The sequence below is a fragment of the Paenibacillus sp. FSL R5-0636 genome, from assembly GCF_037974255.1.
GTDB lineage: Bacteria > Bacillota > Bacilli > Paenibacillales > Paenibacillaceae > Paenibacillus_AQ > Paenibacillus_AQ odorifer.
Genome location: NZ_CP150232.1, coordinates 5,707,012 through 5,724,655, shown reverse-complemented (window position 1 = coordinate 5,724,655; position 17,644 = coordinate 5,707,012). Strand labels below are relative to the sequence as shown.

Annotated in this window: 13 protein-coding genes and 1 tRNA gene; 9 read left to right on the top strand and 5 right to left on the bottom strand. The window is 47.2% G+C overall.

Annotation, left to right across the window (positions count from 1 at the left end):
• Positions 1-509 precede the first annotated feature (509 nt).
• On the bottom strand, positions 510-1,118 hold the full coding sequence (locus MKX34_RS26100) for a phosphatidylglycerophosphatase A (RefSeq protein ID WP_036686950.1): 609 nt from the start codon (positions 1,116-1,118) through the stop codon (positions 510-512).
• Between the two features lie 269 nt (positions 1,119-1,387).
• Here MKX34_RS26100 and MKX34_RS26095 point away from each other — a divergent pair, with 269 nt between their 5' ends.
• The 3 genes from MKX34_RS26095 to MKX34_RS26085 all read left to right on the top strand — a co-directional run bounded on the left by MKX34_RS26095 (position 1,388) and on the right by MKX34_RS26085 (position 4,101).
• Positions 1,388-2,521, top strand: coding sequence for a GerMN domain-containing protein (locus MKX34_RS26095; RefSeq protein WP_179089323.1), 1,134 nt, complete (start codon positions 1,388-1,390; stop codon positions 2,519-2,521).
• A gap of 163 nt (positions 2,522-2,684) precedes the next feature.
• Positions 2,685-3,443, top strand: a complete 759-nt coding sequence (gene rph, locus MKX34_RS26090; RefSeq protein WP_036686952.1) for a ribonuclease PH — start codon at positions 2,685-2,687, stop codon at positions 3,441-3,443.
• Position 3,444: 1 nt separating this feature from the next.
• Positions 3,445-4,101 carry an XTP/dITP diphosphatase gene (locus MKX34_RS26085; protein ID WP_038573081.1) on the top strand — a complete coding sequence of 219 codons (657 nt, stop codon included), beginning with the start codon at positions 3,445-3,447 and terminating at the stop codon, positions 4,099-4,101.
• Between the two features lie 412 nt (positions 4,102-4,513).
• On the opposite strand, the gene MKX34_RS26080 is transcribed toward MKX34_RS26085, so the two are convergent.
• Together MKX34_RS26080 and MKX34_RS26075 are read right to left on the bottom strand one after the other, a co-directional pair.
• Positions 4,514-6,916, bottom strand: coding sequence for a glycosyl hydrolase family 18 protein (locus MKX34_RS26080; RefSeq protein WP_081384036.1), 2,403 nt, complete (start codon positions 6,914-6,916; stop codon positions 4,514-4,516).
• 60 nt (positions 6,917-6,976) lie between these two features.
• Positions 6,977-8,926, bottom strand: coding sequence for a glycosyl hydrolase family 18 protein (locus MKX34_RS26075; RefSeq protein WP_076297345.1), 1,950 nt, complete (start codon positions 8,924-8,926; stop codon positions 6,977-6,979).
• Between the two features lie 512 nt (positions 8,927-9,438).
• On the opposite strand from MKX34_RS26075, the gene MKX34_RS26070 reads away from it, so the two are divergent.
• The 4 genes from MKX34_RS26070 (at position 9,439) to MKX34_RS26055 (ending at position 12,448) form a co-directional block, all read left to right on the top strand.
• Positions 9,439-9,963 carry an NfeD family protein gene (locus MKX34_RS26070; RefSeq protein ID WP_256718601.1) on the top strand — a complete coding sequence of 175 codons (525 nt, stop codon included), beginning with the start codon at positions 9,439-9,441 and terminating at the stop codon, positions 9,961-9,963.
• A complete protein-coding gene (locus tag MKX34_RS26065) occupies positions 9,963-10,898 on the top strand; it encodes an SPFH domain-containing protein (RefSeq protein WP_036686962.1) in 936 nt (311 codons plus the stop codon). The genes MKX34_RS26070 and MKX34_RS26065 overlap by 1 nt, the downstream gene beginning before the upstream one ends.
• Positions 10,899-11,000: 102 nt before the next feature.
• Positions 11,001-11,456: a cupin domain-containing protein gene (locus tag MKX34_RS26060; protein ID WP_036686965.1), complete on the top strand. Its 456-nt coding sequence runs from the start codon at positions 11,001-11,003 to the stop codon at positions 11,454-11,456.
• Between the two features lie 155 nt (positions 11,457-11,611).
• Complete coding sequence (locus MKX34_RS26055) at positions 11,612-12,448, top strand: aldo/keto reductase (RefSeq protein WP_076225256.1); 837 nt, start codon at positions 11,612-11,614, stop codon at positions 12,446-12,448.
• 112 nt (positions 12,449-12,560) lie between these two features.
• Here MKX34_RS26055 and asnB read toward each other — a convergent pair whose 3' ends face one another.
• On the bottom strand, positions 12,561-14,405 hold the full coding sequence (gene asnB / locus MKX34_RS26050; RefSeq protein ID WP_076297346.1) for an asparagine synthase (glutamine-hydrolyzing): 1,845 nt from the start codon (positions 14,403-14,405) through the stop codon (positions 12,561-12,563).
• A 144-nt stretch (positions 14,406-14,549) separates the two neighbouring features.
• Between asnB and MKX34_RS26045 the strand changes: the two genes are divergently transcribed.
• A complete protein-coding gene (locus MKX34_RS26045; protein WP_036686975.1) occupies positions 14,550-14,906 on the top strand; it encodes a hypothetical protein in 357 nt (118 codons plus the stop codon).
• A gap of 209 nt (positions 14,907-15,115) precedes the next feature.
• Positions 15,116-15,189 (top strand) — tRNA-Arg (locus MKX34_RS26040).
• A 1,470-nt stretch (positions 15,190-16,659) separates the two neighbouring features.
• Here the strand turns inward: MKX34_RS26040 and MKX34_RS26035 are convergent.
• Complete coding sequence (locus tag MKX34_RS26035; RefSeq protein WP_076297355.1) at positions 16,660-17,568, bottom strand: serine hydrolase; 909 nt, start codon at positions 17,566-17,568, stop codon at positions 16,660-16,662.
• Positions 17,569-17,644: the final 76 nt, after the last annotated feature.

Below are 17,644 nucleotides of genomic sequence, written 5' to 3'. Positions count from 1 at the left end.
GTGTCCAAATCTAAGGGGATTGTGAGTATAGTGTCACCTGAGTCCGAACGCATTACCAAACTAACATTTGATTACTTAACTCATGCGTCACACAGATCATTCGGACTCAGATGCCGCTATTCGTGGGTAGAAACACATCTTGCCGAGTAACTAAGTGTTGGTATTGACTAATTGGGGAATTCCTCCCTGTTTTTTGAGGATTGTTGAGGTGTAGAGTGGATATTAGGGAATTTCTCCCTAATATTCTACGAATGTAGCTATAAATTAAGGTTTTCGTAGAGTTATTAGGGAAGAATTCCCTAATACCTTAGGTTTTGAACGATTTTCGGTATTTATTAGGGAGTTTTTCCCTAAAACGGTCCCAAGCCAACCCAAGCCAACCCAAGCCAACCCAACCCAACCCAACCCAACCCAACCCAACTCAACCTCAAAAAAAGCGATTGTCTCATAACCCGCAAGGGCTACGAAACAATCGCTTTTTAATTCTCAGAGTGTACCCAAAACACCGGTTACTCCGGTTGTTTTTCATGTTCTGCAAGTTTCCTCGCAGCTTCTTCGCGATCCTCAGGTGAATGCGGAAGTTCGAGGTCTATCTCACGCTCCGCTTGCTTACGGTGTGCGATTCGGCTACTAGCTGCAGCGGCTACAGCTCCGACGATATCGTCGAGAAAGGTGTGGATCTGCCCGGTGTTTTTGTCGTTCAACCGTTCAAGAACGCCTGGCTTAAGCTTGTCCACATAACCATAGTTGGTGAAGCCAATGCTGCCGTATACATTTACGATGGAGAAAGCCAGAATCTCATCCACTCCGTATAATCCCTCATCATTTTCGATCATATCCTGAAGCGGCGGAAACAACTTCCCCTCCTCCGCGAGCATGTCCAATTGAATGCCCGTAAGTACTGCATTTTGCACTTCCCGTTTGCTGAGTACCATCTCAACGTTATGGACACACTCTTCCATTGTTAAGTTTGGATAATATTTTTTTTGCAGAAACATAACGAGCTCTGCGATTTCCTGCAGATTCACTCCACGCTTATTCAACCACACTTTGGTCGCATCTGCGACTGCCTTGCTGTTCAGACTGTAAGGTATTTTTGCGATTGGTTCATCAGCCATGATTAGTCACCTCGTAAGTTAAGTCTTTGCATTACAACGTTCGTTAGCATGATGTTAAGCGCTGGTGTTATCTCAGATTGTACGTTTAGAAGAAGTATTTGTCCAGAAAGCGGAGTCTATGTGAATTAAAATCTAGATCCAACCCAACCTGAAAATAAAGTACACAGGCTTTTCCAACAATTTAGGATAAGCAGTTGTTATTTTTTGGACAAAGGTCTCGTATACATAGCAGTACAAATGCTATCTAACCTTGAAAGGGGTAATAAATGATGAAAACAATGCAACAAATCCGCGGGATTTCCGCGGTCTGCCTACTCGCAGTTCCACTGGCACTGTCCGGTTGTGGCTTGTTCGGTTCGGAATCAGCATCGATTGATGCTCCGCCACCTGAGGTTGAAGCGCAGATGCTACAGACAGAGGGAAATAACACTTTGGATTCAGGTGTATTTGGTCCAGTGGCTCAGGATGATGCACAAACAGCTGTTAAGGACAGCACCAAAACCGCTAAAGCAACGGATAAAACAACGGCTTCCGGTGACCGGACGACCGTATATTTGGAAGATGGAAACGGCTTACTCGCTCCAGTGTCGCTAAATCTGCCAAAAAGCAAAGATTCCAGCACGCTCAAGAACTCTTTAATGGCATTAGTGAATAAGGGAGAATATGCGTCCTCATTGCCAGAAGGCTTCCAAGGCATTCTACCAGCTGGAACTGAGGTGCAAAGCATTACGGTAGACAAGTCGAATCTGGCAGTTGTTGAGTTCAATTCGGAATTTAACAACTACGATGCTGCGGATGAACGCAAAATCCTTGAAGCGATCACTTGGACGCTGACCGGTCAAGATGACATTAAAGGTGTACAGTTCTGGGTAGATGGTAAAAAGCTTACGGAAATGCCGCTTCAAGGTACTCCGCTGGATCGCCCGCTGTCCCGCACAATGGGCATTAACCTGCCTAAACAAGGTCCATCTTTGATGAACTCTAGTGCGGTTACTGTTTATTTTTCCACAACATCTCCTGACGGTATCCAATATTATGTTCCGGTTACGCGCTTTGTACCCGCAGGGCAAGAACAGCTGACTGCTGCTATCAATGAACTGATTGCGGGACCTGAATCCGGAGACGGTCTGGAAATGGTTATGACACAGGGCACATCACTTGATTCGGTTGAAGCCGGACAAAACGGTGTTGTTACTGTATCCTTGACTGACGATATGTTCGCAGATGGGAAGGAAGTTCCTGCCGAATTGCTGGAATCGGTTGTTCTGACTGTTGCGCAAAATACGGAAGATGCTCTGGTTCAAATTCGTTTGAACGGCAAACAATCGATTACTGACACTGACAATGTGGATTATAGCAAACCTGTTTCTGCACCTGAATTTTTGAACGAGCTCTCGTTATAGAATGACCTTCTAAGGTTTAAAAGATGCTTTTGTGCCTCCTCTTTGGTAGAATAAAAGTTGCTCAAAAAGACGTAACGTCCCGAACGGTGAACTGCCGCAATGAACAACAGGGAAACGGGACTCACACTAAACTATTAGCTATACGATGTAGGAGGCAGAAAAGATGAGATCAAACGGGCGAACTGACGACCAATTACGGCCGCTGACAATAACGACCCAAACGAATAAATATGCTGAGGGCTCCGTGATCATTGAGATGGGAGACACCAAAGTCATTTGTACGGCTACTGTAGAGGAAAAAGTGCCTCCGTTTCTTAAAGGACAAGGAAAAGGCTGGGTAACTGCCGAATATTCGATGCTTCCACGGGCCACCCAGTCCCGTAATCAACGTGAAGCTGCACGCGGTAAACTTACCGGACGTACAATGGAGATCCAACGGCTGATCGGCCGTGCGCTTCGCTCCGTGGTGAATTTACAAGCGTTAGGTGAACGCAGCATTACGCTGGATTGTGATGTGATTCAGGCGGATGGGGGAACTCGGACGGCTTCGATAACAGGCGCTTTTGTTGCCATGGCATTTGCTATTAATAAAATTGCACTACAGCACAAGCTGGCTGTTTTTCCTATAACAGACTTTTTGGGAGCAATTAGTGTAGGTGTTGTAGGGGATAAAACACTGCTCGATCTGAATTATGAAGAGGATTCCAAAGCCAAAGTGGATATGAATGTAGTCATGACCGGCGGCGGTGCTTTTGTTGAGGTACAAGGAACTGGCGAAGAAAGACCATTCTCGCGTCAAGAGCTGGATCTTTTGTTGGGTCTAGGTGAGAAAGGGATTTATGAACTGATTGCCGCACAAAAAGAAGCGCTCGGAGCGATTGCTCTGAAAATCCCTTCCGGCCAGCCGGGCCAAGAGGTGTAACATGAATTCCACGGGCAATATTCTCATTGTCGCTACGAAGAATAAGGGGAAGGTGCGCGAATTCGAGCACGCTTTTGCCCCGCTGGGCCTGACAGTTAAGAGTATGTATGACTATCCGCATCTGCCCGATGTGGTAGAAGACGGAGCTACTTTTGCAGAAAACGCTTTTAAAAAATCCAAAGCCGTAGGTGACGCACTTGGAATTCCGGTACTCGCTGATGATTCGGGTCTTTGTGTAGATGCTTTGGATGGCAGACCTGGTGTGTACTCTGCACGTTTTGCAGGTGAAGATGCTACGGATGGGGAAAATAACCTAAAGCTGCTTAGCGAGCTAGAGAGATTGAAACAGGGGGAAGACACAGATCAGCCTTTGCTGAGCACGGCTAGGTTCGTCTGTACTTTATCGCTGTACGATCCAGTTTCCAAGCAGGAGCTAACCGCAGAAGGTGCGGTCGAAGGTTGGATTACTTCAGAACCATCAGGTGCCGGTGGTTTCGGTTACGACCCGCTATTCTACCTGTCGGAACATGAAAAAACTATGGCCGAGCTTACGCTGGAAGAGAAGCAGCAGATCAGCCATCGAGGAACTGCACTGCGACTGCTGACGGCGAAGCTGGAGAAGAAACTGGCGGCTGAAGGCGGCCTATCGCCGGAATAGAGTTTTTTATAAAAGTGGGGGTGTCCAAAAGCCGCGAAATGGCTGCTGGGCACCCCCGTTTTTTATACCTTCCCTTTGAACTAAGCCTCAAACTTCGTTCGATTCTAACACATTTACCCGTATGAAGCTGCCACCCGGACACAGCTGACCTTAAACGTAGCTATTTCCGATAATTGAGATTCTACTGGACCCCAAAGTCGCTATGGGCACGAAAAACACCCCAAAAGAAGCATTTCATAAGGAATAGCAGCACTGGAGTCCGAAACATAGCTCCAAAGGCTTGAAATTTGTAAATAACGTCAACTGGGTCCTTAACGTAAGCCCCAGAGAATGAGTATGACTCTGCACTAATAATGGGATGTTCTTCTTGTAATGGGACAATCTTCTTGTTGGAATCAAAGAGAGCACCCGATTATATCAGCTTCCAAAGAGCAGGTGTAGAAGCTGGCTCCCACCCCTGAAGTGAAGTGTGAGGCTGCAAGCAGGTATACGTTTTTCCACTGTAGGCAACGACATCACCTACTTTATAAGCAACTCCTGTTACCCAGCTAGACCCTCCCGAAGTAGGTGTAGCAGTCGGTAATGGAGTTTGCGTGGGTGTTACGGTTGCTGTAGGCGTCGGTGCCACCGTTGGTGTCAAAGTCGGTGTTACCGTTGGAGCTACAGTTGCCGTTGGTGTAGACGTTGCTGTTTCACATACGCTGATGTATTTCCAGACACCGTCCGGTCCGCTAAGATCGGGACGATCGCCTTGTGTCCACCACTTGGCTTCATAGAGTGAACCGTTGTAGGAAACGCGTTGTCCGCCAGTATATGCGGTTGCCGCATTCCAGGTCGCTGCCGAGCATTGTCCCGGCGTAGGAGTAGGTGTTGGCGCTACAGTTGGCGTTGGCGTCACGGTTGCCGTCGGAGTCGGTGTTGTTGTAGGTGTTGCCGTTGGTGTTGCTGTTGGTGTAGTCGTCGGAGTAGGTGTTGCTGTCGGTGATGCAGACGGTGTTGGTGTTGGCGTAATGCCACCGTACAGTTTATCGTATTCCTGTTGAGACGAGTTTCCGTTCAGGGTGATTCGCTGTGGACCGCCTGAAAAATTCAGCTTCATCATACCCGGAATTTCAAGTGAAGCTCCGTTTGCAATGGTTTGAGTAGCTGTACCTGTAATACGGTAGCGGTTGAAATCCCAGGCCGTGGAGATTTGCTCAACGCTACCGGCTCCCCATGCCGAGGTTAGGGTTGTAGTTGTTGGCAGGTCGAATTCCAGCTTCCAGCCACCGGGAATATCCGCACCGGTGTTGTTCGTTATTTTTAATGAATAGGTATAGTTCGGATGATCATAAGCGCCGCTGAAGCTGAGGTTGAAGTTTTTAGGTTCAGGCAACTGCGGCTTAGGAGCTCCGCCCGGCGGCGAGGCTGTCTTCAGCTGATCATAGGCAAAATCGGTCAGAGAATTGCCGTACGTATAAGTGCCATCGCTCTGCTCAGAGTAATCGCCCGTTAATTCCCAGAACATCATGCCTCCCAAGCCTTTTTGTTTAATGTAATCCAGCTTGTAGCCTAGAGATTCCTTATCTTCATACGTAAGAAAAACCTTCTTGTCTGCGTTGAACAAGTACGGTGTTTTGGTAACAGGATCGAAGTAACGTTTATTCGCTGGATCTTTGAGCAGATTTAGCACATGCCAGATCGGATTTGCACCAGCAGGCTGCTCTGGTGCGGGATCATTCCAGATGCCGTATTGGCCATCTGCTCCCCCACCGGTTGTCGGAGCTGTGCCGTAAAGGCCGGTATTGTTGATGCCTCCATTCACATTTTTCCAGCCTCGTGAATAATAAGGAACTCCGATCACGATTTTTTCCGGAGGAAGCGTACCGAGATAGTATCGGACCGCCCAGTCGGTATTCAGAACCGGAGTACCCAGCGCAGCAGTTTCAGTATCGCGGGAATCCGGGTACAGTGCAGAATGCGGCCCTACATAACCATTCCACGCACCATGGAAATCATAGGTCATAAGGTTCGCCCAGTCTAAATACTGATTGGCTTCCCCAAGCTTCATGCCCCCAAGAATCCAGGAAGAGGCGGTGGCCGCAATAGTCAGGTCATATTTCTGATTGTCTTGTGAACCTGCCAGATCGAGTTTTTCGCGAAGTTTTTTCATAAGAAGAACGTAGTTGTTGTAATTAACTGTACGCAGCGGTTCTGCCACGGCAAAATCGTTAGGATTACCGGACTGCCCAGTGCCAGAAGGGTACTCCCAATCGATGTCCACTCCGTTGAACTGATAGGTACGCAGAAAATCCACAACACTATTGGCAAAAGCTTCTCGCCCGGCTTCCGAATTCGCCATGTTGAAGAATCCTCCGGAACCCGACCAGCCGCCAACAGAAATTAGGGTGCGTACATCAGGATAGAGCTGTTTGTACTTGATCAGTTGGTTAAAATGCCCCTTAAAAGGCAGGGTAGTCAGCTGACCGGGATAGTCTTTTTCGATTGCAGCTGTACGGTCCATGAGATCAATCTTGTTTGTTTGAGGATTTACCTTGGCGAAGGCGTAGTTAATATGGGTAATTTTATCCCACGGAATTTTGTCTACGGTGTAAAATCCTTTGTTCTCCTGATCGCCCCACTCTGGGAAGTAAGCAACGATTTTGCGAGGATGGTCAGCTGCTGGAGCGGGAGCGGAAGGTGTTGTTTCCGTTGCATGGGCCACTGGTAAGGATGCACCTGTCCCGGTGTAAAGTGGAACCAGAACGATTAGGCTCATTAGCGCAGCAAGGTAACTTATGGATATTTTGCGCTTAGCACGTGCTTTTGCAATCATATTTAATATACCTCCAAGGGGGGATAATGTTATTTAGGGAACGCTGCTTCCTGCATGACTTTAATTGAGCTTCCAAAGAGCAGGTGTGGTGGCTGGCTCCCAGCCCTGAAGTGAAGTGTGGGGCTGCAAGCAGGTATATGTTTTTCCGTTGTAGGCGACGACATCACCTGTTTTGTACGCAACGCCTGTTCCCCAGATAGACCCTTCCGAAGTAGGTGTAGCGGTAGGCAAAGGAGTTGGCGTAGGTGCAACGGTTGCAGTTGGCGTTGGCGCGACAGTAGGCGTAGGTGCAACGGTTTCGGTAGGCGTTGGTGCTACCGTAGGTGTTAAAGTTGGGACCACAGTTGCAGTTGGCGTTGGTGTCGCTGTTCCGCATACGCTGATGAATTTCCAGACCCCATCAGGTCCGCTAAGATCAGGACGATCCCCTTGCGTCCACCACTTGGCTTCATAGACTGAGCCATTGTAGGAGACACGCTGTCCGCCAGTGTATACGGTTGTTGCACCCCAGGTCGCTGCCGAACATTGTCCCGGTGTAGGCGTTGGGGTTGGCGTCACGGTTGCAGTTGGCGTTGGCGTTGCTGTTGCCGTAGGAGTTGGAGTTGCCGTAGGTGTAGGTGTTGGTGATGTGGATGGTGTCGGTGTCGGCTGCACCACTCCGCCACCAAGATCGGCGTTTAGTTTATTGGTTAGTGTTTTGTTCCGGTCACCACTTGTTTCCCAGAACATAGCACCTGCAAGACCCTTGGACTTCAGGTAGCTGATCTTGTGGCCAAAGGATTCTACGTCGTCATAGCTGATAAAGGTTTGATTTGTTGGATTATAGAGATAAGGCACTTTGGATGTATCATTCCAATAGCGGGTATAGCCGTTTTTGTTGATATAATTAGCTTCGAGATCATAGAAATCATAGCTGCCTTTTTCCCATGTTCCTGTTGGTGAGATGCCAGCGGATACCTGATATTGGCCGTTTCCTGAAGCAGGAGCTCCGCCCCAACCACGACCGTAAAAAGCCATGCCAAGTACAAGCTTGTTCGCAGGTACACCATTCGCAAGATAGGAGGTTACCGCTTTATCGATGTTAAAATTTTGCGGTTCGGTTAAGCCCGAAGCGGAAGCTGCGGGATCATAGTACAACGGAGCATTATGTCCGGTGGTGGTGTTCCAGCTCCCATTAAAGTCATAGGTCATAATATTGATCCAGTCGACAACGGAAGCAATGCCGGCCAGGTTATTGTTGTTGATATACGTTGGGCCTGCCCCGGAAGCAATGGTCAGCAGATAGGTTTTTCCATCCGCCGCGCCGGCTGCATTTAGCTTTTCGCGAACTTTTTGCAGCAGCAGTACATAGTTTTCTTTATCTTCAGGACGGTAGCTATTGCCTGCGAGTCCACCACTTACTGGATATTCCCAGTCGAGATCCACGCCGTCCATCTTGTATTTTTGAATAAAATCAACCGCGGAATTGGCAAAAACCTCACGGGTCGCAGCTGTCGCAGCTACATCCGAGAAACGGTTCGACCAGGTCCAGCCCCCAACGGAGATTAGGGTCTTCAGGTTCGGGTTCTTTTCCTTCAGCTTCCATAGCTGCTTCAGGTTACCTTTGATGGGATCATCCCATTTGTCATCCCCGAAGCTTTTTCCAGTGTCAATCCAAGGGTCACCAAGAACAATCGTACCGTTCGGAACGCTGATGGCTTGGCCTTGTTCATTCTGGCAAGACCAGGTCACCGGATTAGGGCCAGTGGGGTCGGGATTGCCATGAATGCCATTCCAACAAATATCCGCAAAAGCGTAGTTAATGACATTCATTTTGGTAGGATCGATATCTGTTACATTGTAAGCACGCCCGTAAGCGGCCCATGAAGCGTAATAACCAACCAGTTTGTAATCCTGTGCGGCGTTGGCTGTTTTGGGACTGCCACCCAGGGTGGAAAAGAGTGTCAGAACAAGCGCGGCGATCATCGCAATTGCAAAGGTTTTGCGTGAAGCTTTTTTCGTGAAGATCATTGAATTTCTACCTCCTAGATTCAAAGTGTAGTTCGAAATTCTTTTCGGCAAGATGTCCTGACCTTCACCTCCCGTCGGTTGTAGTGCACCATCACCCTTGGCGTCCCTATCATTCTATTGAAGTTCAATTCGTAGATTCAGCAGCAAAAAAGCAGCGGTCCAAATCAAGCCTTACCCAATCAGTAAGCGCTTTCTTTTATGCTTTTTGTGTGCTGCTGTTTCATTGATTTTAAAAGATGTAACATGCTGTGTATGGTTTGAATGAATAGAGGAGGATGTTTGGAAGTTGGATAATTAGGATGAATTAGATATAAATGGGTGATGGTAACTCTTATTCTCAAGCATAGCTTGCAATTGCGCTAGGGATAAAATCAGGTGATATAGGGGGAGAATTTTCTAATTTATAGTGACTCGTCAAAAAGTGAACCCTTTTGGATTTGTATACTCGCCTTTTATCAAGAAACTCATGAAGAAACACATAACCACCGATGTAATGAATATAAATTATATACATGCCTGAAATATTTTTTTATGGAACTATGCAACGCATCGATGTTTCTTTTCGTTATAGTAGTATCATACGGAAGGTGGTGGGCTCACCGATGGTTGTGTGGGTGTTTTGGCTGATCGCAGCCGGTGTCCTGTTTGTTGTAGAGATGATGACGCTTACTTTTTATTTATTGTGGCTTAGTATTGGTGCTTTGGCCGCAGGTTTGGTGTCGCTGATTGTTCCCGAAGCCATTTTGTTTCAGGTGGTCCTTGGATCACTGGTCGCACTTGGTCTGACTATATTCTCGAAACCACTGGTTTCTAGATTTCGCCATTCACGTGGGTTCAAGGATACAGGTACAGAAATCATCGGTAGGCAAGGAGTAGTTGTTGAGCCGATAGAGCAGGGACGTTACGGGCAAGTGAAGGTAGGCGGAGATACGTGGAGCGCGACCTCTGAACAGTCTCTGGGCAAGGATGAGGTTGTAAGAGTAGTGAAAAGAGGCACGACGATTATCGAAGTAGAACGATGGGGGGAAATGAACTAATGCAATGGGCAATTATCGCAATTATTATTGTAGTGGTCGTAGTTTTTGTGGCATTAACAGTCAAAATCGTACCACAGCAGCGGGTAGGTGTAGTGGAAAGGCTCGGTAAATTTAATCGTCTGCTGACACCGGGGCTGAACATTCTGATTCCTGTAATTGATCAGGTGCGCACCTACCATGATTTACGGATTCAACAAGCAAATGTACCTCCGCAAACGGTAATTACAAAGGATAACGTGCAGGTGCAGATTGATACGATTATTTTCTACCAGGTGGTTGGACCAGAGGAAGCTACTTATGGTATTTCTGATTATGTCTATGGGGTAAGAAACATTTCGACGGCAACGATGCGGCAAATCATCGGTAAGCTGGAATTGGATGAGACCTTGTCTGGACGGGAAAAGATTTCGACGGATATCCGTCTTGCTCTCGATGAAGCTACTGAGAAGTGGGGCGTACGGATCGAGCGTGTGGAAGTTATCGATATCAAACCGCCGTTGGATATTCAGGAAGCGATGGATAAGCAGATGAAAGCAGAGCGGAGCAAACGTGCCATTGTTTTGGAAGCGGAAGCTGCCAAGCAGGATATGATCCTGCGCGCTGAAGGGGATAAACAGAGTAAGATTCTAAAAGCAGAAGGCGATAAAGAAGCGCGTATCCGTCAAGCTGAGGGTTCACGGCAGGCGCAGGAACTGGAAGCACACGGTGAGGCTAAAGCGATTCAAGCCGTGGCAGAAGCAGAAAAATCACGCATTGAGCTGATTCGTTCAGCAGGTCTGGATGAGCAGGTGCTGGCTTATCGTTCCTTCGAGGCTCTGGCTGAGATTGCCAAAGGCCCTGCTAATAAAGTGTTCTTGCCAACTAGCGCTGTTGAAACGCTGGGAAGTCTTGGAGCGATTGCGGAAGTCTTCAAAGCGAGCAAGGACAGTAAATAGATTTTACAATTCGAGCTTATTCCGTTAAAGTAAAAAGCAAAAACAACCTTATGCATATGAAGCTATTGTTGTTCATGCTAACTTTGAAGGAGAGAAGCTACTGTGACGCAAAAAGAAATTTCACCGCTAGTTGAACTGCTTGGATTACAGCCTCACGTTGAGGGTGGTTGGTACAAAAGACTTTGGAATTCGGAATTTGAAATTTCGCAGGAAGTGTTAGGCGATAGCTATTCTGGATCACGTCATTCGGCATCTTCAATTTATTTTCTGCTTCACGAAGGCGAACAATCTGATTGGCATACTGTATTGTCCGATGAAGTTTGGTTGTGGCATTCCGGTAGTCCAATCGTGCTTAGTCTCGGAGGTAATGGAGATAAGCCTGAGGATGTGCAGGAAGTTATTCTGGGTCTCGATATTGCTGCAGGCCAGCAGCCACAAGTGGTTGTTCCAGCGGGAGTATGGCAGGCCGCGCGTTCGTTAGGCAAAGAGCCGACGCTGGTATCCTGTATTGTTTCTCCTGAATTCCATTTTGATGATTTCAAACTAATTGAGAAATAAAGAAGAGCGGGGGCGCTTACGCCTCCGTTTTTTTATAAGGATTTGGGGAATGATGAAGCCATCTGCTATACTTTTTATGGTAGCGTTTGCTTCTTAAGTGGGTAAAAAGGTTAAGTATGTTTAACGAAATAACAATAAGCTTGGAGGGTTAAGTGATGAGTGAATTGAATGCACCGTTCTCGGGTGGTCCTACTTTAAATGATGGGGTGACCATGCCGTGGCTGGGTCTTGGCGTGTATAAGACTAAAGATGGCGAAGAGGTTATTCATGCGGTCAAAACCGCAGTGGAATTAGGATATCGAAGTATTGATACGGCAGCCGGATACAATAACGAAGAAGGCGTAGGACAAGCTATTCGTGATTGTGGAGTGGCCCGGGATGAGCTGTTTATTACGACTAAAGTACGAAATCCTGATCAAGGTTATGAGTCTACGCTAAAAGCGTTCGAGGATAGCCGGCGCAAGCTAGGTCTGGACTATCTAGATCTGTATCTCATACACTGGCCGGTGGCAGGAAAATATCGTGAGACATGGAAGGCCTTAATTCATCTGCAAAAAGAGGGCCTCATCAAATCTATCGGCGTGAGCAATTTTCAGGTTCATCATCTGAAAGATATCATCGAGGATACCGGAGTGGTACCAGTGGTGAATCAGGTGGAATTCCATCCGCTGTTGACTCAGCGTGAGCTGCTGAAATATGCCAATGAACAGAGCATTCAGCTTGAAGCATGGAGTCCATTAATGCAAGGGAATCTTGATCTACCGCTCTTAAACGAGCTGGCTGAGAAGTATGGCAAGACCCCTGCTCAAATTGTACTTCGCTGGGATTTGCAGCAAGGTGTCATTACGATACCTAAATCCGTACATGCGGATCGAATCAAGGAGAATGCGGGGTTCTTTGACTTTACGCTTAGTGATGAGGATGTCAAAGCTATCGAGGGCTTGAACAAAGACCATCGATTTGGCCCAGACCCGGACAACTTTAACTTTTAAGGATCGTTCAGATAAGATCGTAGAGAATTATTGCAAATACAAGCCAAACAGCAAGTCCCCGTATCCGGTGACTTGCTGTTTGGCTTGTCGATTATCTCAGTTCTCTACGCGCTTATTGGATGGAGACGTTATATTTACGCAGCCAGAGATCCACTTGGGCGAGGTAAGCAAACAGCTGAGGACCGGACATGAGCTGGCCGAACCAAGGCAGATTGGTTGAGGATTCCGGGGAAGCGGCGACCTCACGGATTTTGGCAGCATCAATTAACGGAAGTAGGGGTGAAGTGGAGTCATCCAGAATGTTTAATACCTGAGTTCGTACCGCATTTAAATAGGCAGGATTATGAGTTTTGGGGTAAGGGCTTTTTTTGCGGTAGAGCACATCGTCTGGAAGAATGCCTTCAAGAGATTTACGTAAAATCCCTTTTTCACGGCCCCCCAGATTCTTGATTTCCCACGGAATATTAAATACATATTGAACGAGTCGGTGATCACAATAAGGAACGCGTACCTCTAGCCCTGCGCCCATGCTCATTCGGTCTTTACGGTCTAGCAGAGTAGGCATGAAGCGGGTGATATTCAGATAGGACATTACGCGCATTTGTGCTTGTTTTCCCGTTTCTCCATCCAACTTCGGAACTTCAGCCACCGCATCGCTATATCTGTCACCCAAATATTCCAGTGGACGGATCCACTCGTTAATTTCTGGGGAAAGTAGACTTGCACGCATTTTCGGAGCAACTGACCAAGGAAAAGTGCCTGAGGAGAGCATTTCCTCACGGTGGAACCAAGGGTATCCGCCAAAAATCTCATCCGCAGCTTCACCGGAAATAGCTACTGTCGCGTTCTTTTTAATCTCCCGGCAAAATAAGTACAAAGAAGAGTCTACATCGGTCATCCCTGGTAAATCCCTAGTGTACAAAGCATTATCCAGCGCTTCTACAAGCTCCGGGGTATCGAACGAGATGTAGTGGTGGTTTGTATTCAATTCATCGACCATTCGTTTAATCCACGGCCCATCTGCTCCCGGCTGGAAAGTATGACTTTTGAAATGTTTGTCGTTATCTACATAGTCTACGGAATAAGTATCCACTTGTCCCTGACCATTCCGGTTGTAGTAATCCACTGCAAGTGCCGTCAGCGCACTGGAATCCAGCCCTCCCGACAAAAGAGAGCAAACAGGGACGTCTGAGACCAGTTGGCGTTCGAGTGTATCTTGGAGCAGTTCACGCACCTTAGCGGCTGTCTCTGCTTCATTGTCAGTATGCTTTGCGCTCTCCAGCTTCCAATAGGCATAACTGCGCAAACCTTCACGGCTGTAGATCATAGCATGACCTGGACGAAGCTCTTGCATATCCTTATAAACACCATGACCCGGTGTACGCGCTGGACCGATGATGAAGATTTCTGCGAGACCTTCAGGACCCACGATTGGTTGTACCTTAGGATGCTGCAGCAACGCTTTAGGCTCTGAGCCAAAAACTAGCACATCATCAACCTTGCTATAGAACAGGGGTTTCACACCTAAACGGTCACGTGCAAAAAAGACTTGGTCGCGAAGACCGTCCCATACTGCAAAAGCAAAGATTCCATTTAGCTTCTCTGCGCAATCCGGCCCCCATTCGATATAGGAATGCAGTAGCACTTCTGTATCGCACTGGGTGCGGAATTGATGCCCTCGCTGTTTAAGTTCTTGTTTGAGTTCGAGGGCGTTATATAATTCGCCGTTGTAAACAATCGCGTATACCTGTTCCTCATGGCGGGTGATCATGGGCTGGGCACCGTTCTCCGGATCGATAACGCTAAGTCTGCGGTGACCGAAAGCACAGGGGCCTGAGATCCAGGTTCCGGCTGCATCGGGGCCGCGGTTTGCTAAAGTTTCAGTCATTTTGACCAGCAGCTGCGAGTGCTGAGTGAGATCTCCGCGCCACTGGATAAATCCGGTTATTCCGCACATGATGGTTCATCCTCTCTTTTGTGCGATTGTTGTCCTTACTTTTTTGCCAAGTAATACAGATATATGCCGAAGGAAGGCATAAAATGTATGTCCTTATCCGAACACTAGGGGAGAGGGGAATTTGCCAGGAGGGAAGGATGACAGGTGTATTATATTAAAGACGCCAAAATTCGCAGAATGATGGAGTACGATGGTGCGCCTTGTGCAGAAGTGGGTGTTTTGCCGGGTGCTGTTAGTGATCCTGCGCTTTTGGTGTATATCGTTGAGGATCGGCGTGAAGAGGGATATGAGATTGTCCGTATTCTGACTAATGATGCTGATACCTCTACCGATTGGTTTGATAACAATATGCATGACGCTTTTCAAGATGTGACCTCGAGTGCATTTACAGGCAGCAACTTCATGTCGCCAGAAGATGAGCATTCAAAGTTTCAAAGAGAATTACTCACTTTTGGGGATTTGAAAAAGCAGCTGGAGAAGCGTTTTCGAAAGCTGGAGTAAATAACGAAGGCTTGTAAAGTGTACACTGGAATCGCTGAAAAGGACGGCAGAAATGCCGTTCTTTTCATTTCCTGTGGTTACGCTGACGTGTGAAAAACCCGCACCGAAAACTCTTTTATTATTTTTCTAAGTTGTTTTGACTTGAAAAATCCGCTGAATAAGGTATAATAAATATCGTTGCGTCAATACATAGTATTTATTTCTTATATGTCCCGGTAGCTCAGCTGGATAGAGCATGCGCCTTCTAAGCGCACGGTCAGGGGTTCGAATCCCTTCCGGGACGTCAATTAACAGCCTTCCTTCGGGAAGGCTGTTTTTGCGTGCGCGAGTTTTAGTTCGAGGTCACACACGGGATACCTTTGTCTTCCTTCTTGAACTAAACGTCGAAATTCGAGTCATCGTTGAACATTAAACTTCAAACGACTAGATCACATTTGTACATACGCAGCAGCTATCGGACTCAGAGGACCTTAAATGCTGAAAAGTGCGGGATTTTCGATGTTATCGGACTCCATTATCGCTATTGGTATCAAACGTGCCCCAAAAGAGCCGCTTTCTCAGGAATAGCTGCACTGGAGTCCGAAACGTTGCTCAAAAGGCGATAAATGAGCAAATAAGGTCATCTGAGTCCGCGAGTCTCCTCGGTCTGAGTAATGCTGGTTACTTGGTGTTGTGCATCTATTGTTGTTGACTGCATGGCGAGTTTGATGGTGGGGACTTACGGTTTGAGCATCGATTGGTGTGAACGCTTGGGCGTGTTTAGCTACTAATCATCGTTGAACATTAAACTTCGAACGACTAGATCACATTTGCACATACCCAGCTGCTATCGGACCCAGATGACCTTAAATGCTGAAAAGTGTGGGATTTTCGATGTTATCGGACTCCATAGTCGCTATTGATGCCAAACGTGCCCCAAAAGAGCCGCTTTCTCAGGAATAGCTGCACTGGAGTCCGAAACGTTGCTCAAAAGGCGATAAATGAGCAAATAAGGTCATCTGAGTCCGCAAGCTTCCTCAGCCTCAGAAAGTAAATGGTTACTTGGTGTGATGAGTTACTTATTTTGCACATATGCAGCAGCTATCGGACCCAGAGGACCTTAAATGCAGAAAAGTGCGGAATTTTCGATGTTATCGGACTCCATCGTCGCTATTGGTATCAAACGTGCCCCAAAAGAGCCGCTTTCTCAGGAATAGCTGCACTGGAGTCCGAAACGTTGCTCAAAAGGCGATAAATGAGCAAATAAGGTCATCTGAGTCCGCGAGCCTCCTCGGTCTGAGTAATGCTGGTTACTTGGTGTTGTGCATCTATTGTTGTTGACTGCATGGCGAGTTTGATGGTGGGGACTTACGGTTTGAGCATCGATTGGTGTGAACGCTTGGGCGTGTTTAGCTACTAATCATCGTTGAACATCAAACTTCGAACATCTAGACCATATTTGCACATACCCAGCTGCTATCGGACCCAGATGACCTTAAATGCTGAAAAGTGCGGAATTTGCGATGTTATCGGACTCCATCGTCGCTATTGGTATCAAACGTGCCCCAAAAGAGCCACTTTCTCAGCAATAGCTGCGCTGGAGTCCGAAACGTTGCTCAAAAGGCGATAAATGAGTAAATAACGTCATCTGAGTCCGCAAGCTTCCTCAGCCTGCGACAGCGCTGGTTACTTGGCGGTGTTATGTACTAATCGCCGAAGAATGTAAATTACCCATTATGCGCACGCTAACCTCAAGCCATAAAAAAGACCGCTCCTAAAGAAGCGGCCAGATTTCCTCCCAGACGATATCCAGGATGCCCTGCATGTTATCTTCCATGCTGTTAATTGCAATGACTGCTTGAGCGTCCGGCACCACAAGACAGAATTGTCCATGAGCGCCATCGGCACGGTAAGCGTCGTGGGAGCAGAGCCAGAATTGGCAGCCGTATCCTTCTCCCCAGTCGCCGATTCCATCATTGTCGATCTGTTTTTGTGTAACAAAATCGATCCATGCTGCGGGGATCAGTTGCTGGCCCTGCCACTTTCCTTGCTGTAAAAGCAGCTGTCCAAACCGGCTTAACTCTTCCGTGTTAATCTGAAGTCCGGCACAGCCAAGGGTTACCCCTTGAGGTGTTGTTTCCCAATCCACATTGTTTATACCCAGAGGTGCAAACAAACGAGGTACCAGATAATCCTTTACGGTTTGCCCGACGCGGGCTTGCACCATTGCAGAGATCATAATGGTATCTCCGCTGCTGTATGTAAATTTCTCTCCGGGAGCTCTGTCTAAAGTCAGAGATAAATAATGCTGCACCCAATTTTTATCCTTCAAGGCTAATCTCTCTTCAGCCCAAAATGGAGGGGAGTCGTGCCCTGTACTCATTCGCAGTAAATCGAACAAAGTTATATCTCCGGGCTGCATGGAAGGAGGTGTTTGTTTAAGAGGAGAGACATACTCCGGAAAAACATCTTTAAGCGTTGTTTCCAGTGTCAGCTTCCCTTTATCAATGGCAAGACCTACTGCCATAGAAGTAAAAGACTTGCTGACGGAATGCTGCAAGCGCCGAATATCCTCCGTGAGATCCAGTTTTCCCACAAGGTTTCCGTTTTGAAGCACACGAACATTGAAGATATTCAGGTTTCGTTCACGAGCCTTAGCTGCGAATTGAGCCATGTTCAACATAAAAAGAGTCCTTCTTTCTCTTGATATTCCTAGCTAGGATAGCGAAGTGACAAAAAGAAAAACTAGAAAAATGAGT

What these genes read in the sequence shown, in the direction of transcription:
- asnB (WP_076297346.1), bottom strand. Translation starts at nt 14,405, where the DNA reads ATGTGCGGAATAACCGGATTTATCCAGTGGCGCGGAGATCTCACTCAG.
- MKX34_RS26080 (WP_081384036.1), bottom strand. Translation starts at nt 6,916, where the DNA reads ATGATTGCAAAAGCACGTGCTAAGCGCAAAATATCCATAAGTTACCTT.
- rph (WP_036686952.1), top strand. Translation starts at nt 2,685, where the DNA reads ATGAGATCAAACGGGCGAACTGACGACCAATTACGGCCGCTGACAATA.
- MKX34_RS26100 (WP_036686950.1), bottom strand. Translation starts at nt 1,118, where the DNA reads ATGGCTGATGAACCAATCGCAAAAATACCTTACAGTCTGAACAGCAAG.
- MKX34_RS26035 (WP_076297355.1), bottom strand. Translation starts at nt 17,568, where the DNA reads ATGTTGAACATGGCTCAATTCGCAGCTAAGGCTCGTGAACGAAACCTG.
- MKX34_RS26065 (WP_036686962.1), top strand. Translation starts at nt 9,963, where the DNA reads ATGCAATGGGCAATTATCGCAATTATTATTGTAGTGGTCGTAGTTTTT.
- MKX34_RS26075 (WP_076297345.1), bottom strand. Translation starts at nt 8,926, where the DNA reads ATGATCTTCACGAAAAAAGCTTCACGCAAAACCTTTGCAATTGCGATG.
- MKX34_RS26095 (WP_179089323.1), top strand. Translation starts at nt 1,388, where the DNA reads ATGAAAACAATGCAACAAATCCGCGGGATTTCCGCGGTCTGCCTACTC.
- MKX34_RS26085 (WP_038573081.1), top strand. Translation starts at nt 3,445, where the DNA reads ATGAATTCCACGGGCAATATTCTCATTGTCGCTACGAAGAATAAGGGG.
- MKX34_RS26070 (WP_256718601.1), top strand. Translation starts at nt 9,439, where the DNA reads ATGCCTGAAATATTTTTTTATGGAACTATGCAACGCATCGATGTTTCT.
- MKX34_RS26055 (WP_076225256.1), top strand. Translation starts at nt 11,612, where the DNA reads ATGAGTGAATTGAATGCACCGTTCTCGGGTGGTCCTACTTTAAATGAT.